Raw genomic sequence first — 1,080 nt, forward strand, 5'->3', positions numbered from 1 at the left:
GGATTCGAACCCGCGACCCCCACCTTGGCAAGGTGGTGTTCTACCACTGAACTACTTCCGCAAATGGCTGGGCTAGCTGGATTCGAACCAGCGCATGACGGAGTCAAAGTCCGTTGCCTTACCGCTTGGCTATAGCCCAATAAAGAACCTTCTACTATAAACTATATGCACTATTTAGAAATATGTTCATTTTAAATGGGGCGACTAACGGGAATCGAACCCGCGAATGTCGGAGCCACAATCCGATGCGTTAACCACTTCGCCACAGCCGCCATAAATTAAAAATGGCAGGGGCAGTAGGAATCGAACCCACACTGGAGGTTTTGGAGACCTCTGTTCTACCGTTAAACTATGCCCCTATAATAATGAATGGTGGAGGGGGACGGATTCGAACCGCCGAACCCTCAGGGAGCGGATTTACAGTCCGCCGCGTTTAGCCACTTCGCTACCCCTCCATATGTTTATAGATGGTGCCGGCGAGAGGACTTGAACCCCCAACCTACTGATTACAAGTCAGTTGCTCTACCAGTTGAGCTACACCGGCTTAATTCTATTATATATCATATATCTTTCAAATGGTGGCTCGGGACGGAATCGAACCGCCGACACAAGGATTTTCAGTCCTTTGCTCTACCGACTGAGCTACCGAGCCAAACAATAATAAAATTAAAATTTCTAAAATCAATAATGGCGGTCCCGACGGGAATCGAACCCGCGATCTCCTGCGTGACAGGCAGGCATGTTAACCGCTACACCACGGGACCATATTTTTTCTTTGGTTGCGGGGACAGGATTTGAACCTGCGACCTTCGGGTTATGAGCCCGACGAGCTACCAGACTGCTCCACCCCGCGATAATGGGAAGTTAATTAGTTTTTCTATGCACATTGTTTGCGAATCCGTCCCGATTTCTTCAAGCTTATTCTTAATGCTTATCAATCGGTACGCTGTTGCTACCTCAAGGAAGAGATTTCGAACGTGCTCCACCCCGCGATAATGGGAATTTATGTTGTTCTTTATGGTGGAGGATGACGGGATCGAACCGCCGACCCCTTGCTTGTAAGGCAAGTGCTCTCCCAGC

Annotated in this window: 8 tRNA genes; all 8 read right to left on the reverse strand. The window is 48.9% G+C overall.

From position 1 onward, the window contains the following. Positions 1–64: 64 nt before the first annotated feature. Positions 65–139 (reverse strand) — tRNA-Gln (locus SLH52_RS23220). Positions 140–196: 57 nt separating this feature from the next. Then, a tRNA-His gene (locus tag SLH52_RS23225) sits at positions 197–272 on the reverse strand. Positions 273–285: 13 nt separating this feature from the next. Next, positions 286–359: transfer RNA gene (locus SLH52_RS23230), tRNA-Trp, on the reverse strand. A gap of 11 nt (positions 360–370) precedes the next feature. Then, positions 371–455: transfer RNA gene (locus SLH52_RS23235), tRNA-Tyr, on the reverse strand. 13 nt (positions 456–468) lie between these two features. Next, positions 469–544: transfer RNA gene (locus tag SLH52_RS23240), tRNA-Thr, on the reverse strand. A 32-nt stretch (positions 545–576) separates the two neighbouring features. Continuing rightward, positions 577–652, reverse strand: a tRNA-Phe gene (locus SLH52_RS23245). Positions 653–688: 36 nt separating this feature from the next. Beyond that, positions 689–764, reverse strand: a tRNA-Asp gene (locus tag SLH52_RS23250). Between the two features lie 12 nt (positions 765–776). Then, positions 777–853, reverse strand: a tRNA-Met gene (locus SLH52_RS23255). Positions 854–1,080: the final 227 nt, after the last annotated feature.

This window comes from Cytobacillus sp. IB215665, assembly GCF_033963835.1.
Classification (GTDB): Bacteria; Bacillota; Bacilli; order Bacillales; family SM2101; genus Nanhaiella.